This window comes from Cellulomonas biazotea, from assembly GCF_004306155.1.
GTDB lineage: Bacteria > Actinomycetota > Actinomycetes > Actinomycetales > Cellulomonadaceae > Cellulomonas > Cellulomonas biazotea.
The window spans coordinates 1-1,722 of record NZ_BIMR01000393.1; the positions used below are offsets into that span (position 1 = coordinate 1).

At 79.6% G+C, this 1,722-nt stretch carries 1 protein-coding gene; it reads right to left on the reverse strand.

Annotation, left to right across the window (positions count from 1 at the left end; all coding sequences use genetic code 11):
• On the reverse strand, window positions 1–1,557 hold a 1,557-nt coding region (locus CBZ_RS19140; RefSeq protein WP_130783044.1), incomplete at its 3' end, for an ABC transporter ATP-binding protein.
• Window positions 1,558–1,722: the final 165 nt, after the last annotated feature.

Here is a 1,722-nt window from a genome sequence, read left to right on the forward strand (position 1 = left end):
CTCCCGCAGCGCGGCCAGCACCGCGCGCGGCGGTGCGCCGGTCGCCCGCGCGGCGCGCACCACGGGCGGCAGGACCAGGCCGGCCGACGCGAGCAGCCTGTCGTCGTCGAGCACGTCCGACGTCGCGCCCGCGCCGACGACCCGCCCGTCGCGCAGCACGAGCACGTCGTCGGCGAGCTCGGCGACGAGCCGCAGGTCGTGCGTCACGACGACCACCGCCCGGCCCTCGTCGGCGAGCCCGCGCAGCGCGTCCGCGCACGCGAGCGTCGAGCGGCGGTCCTGCCCGAAGGTCGGCTCGTCGGCGAGCAGCACGTCGTGCCCGCAGACGGCCGCCGCCGCGAGCGACAGCCGTCGCTGCTGCCCGCCCGACAGGCGGAACGGGTCGTGCGCGGCCAGCCCGGCGAGCAGGTAGCGGTCGAGCGCGGCGTCGACCAGGGCGTCGACCCCGTCGACCCGCGCACGCCGCGGACCCCACGCGACCTCGTCGCGGACGGTGCGGGCGAGGAGCTGGTGCTCGGGCTGCTGGAACACCATCCCGACCGTCCCGCCGCGGACCGTGCCCGTCGCGGGGAGCAGCCCGGCGAGCGCGAGCAGCAGCGTGCTCTTGCCCGACCCGTTGGGCCCGACGACGGCGGTGACGCGCCCCGCCCCGACGTCGAGGTCGACGCCGTGCAGGACGTCACGGCCGTCGCGGCGCACCCGCAGCCCGCGGGCGCGCAGGGCCGACGCCGCCACCGCAGGGTCAGGTCGGCGGGTGCCGTCGCCGACCGGCAGGTCCGCGAGCGAGGCGACGCCCGCGGCCCGCAGCTCGGCCCGCAGCGGCAGCCCCAGACCGAGCGCGGCGAGCCGGGCCGCGTGCCCGAGCAGGACGTCGCCGGTCCGCCCGTCGGCCGCCACACGGCCGTCGCCGTCGAGCACGACCGTCCGCCCCGGCAGGTGCGCGAGCTCGTCCAGCCGGTGCTCGACGAGGACCGTGGCACGGTCGGGTCCCGACGCCGCCCTGACGGCCGCGGCGACCCCCCGGGCGGCGGCCGGGTCGAGCAGCGCGGTCGGCTCGTCCAGCAGCAGCACGCGCGGCTCGGTGACCAGCGTCGCCGCCAGCGCGACCCGCTGGCCCTCGCCGCCGGACAGGTCGCCCGTGCGCCGGTGCGCGAGGTGCGCGGCGCCGACAGCCCGCAGCGCCGCGTCGACCCGGGGACGGATCCGGTCGGCGGGCACCGCCCGGTTCTCCAGCCCGAACCCGACCTCGTCGAGCACGGTCGGCAGGCACAGCTGGTCGGCGGGGCTCTGCGTGAGGTACCCGACCGAGCGGGCGACGCGCGCGGTCGGCGTCGTGGCGTCCACGTCGAGGTCGTCGACCCGCACCGACCCGGTGACGTCCGCGTCGACGACCTGCGGGACGACGCCCGCGAGGACGCGCAGCAGGGTGCTCTTGCCGCCGCCCGAGCCGCCGAGGAGCAGGACGTCCTCGCCCGCGCGGACGTGCAGGTCGAGTCCGTCGAGCACCTGCCGGTGCGCACCGGGGTAGCGCACCGACAGGCCGTGGGTCGAGATCACGGTGCTCCGACGCCAGGTGCGGCGTCGAGGGCGTCGGCCGGGTCGCCGGTGCCGCCGCCCCGCCCCGCGGCGTCGCCGCCCGTGGCGTGCGCACTCGTGCCCACGAGGAGGCCGTCGACCGGTGCCGGCGCGGGCGCGAGGGCCGCCGCCGGCACCGGCGTCGGG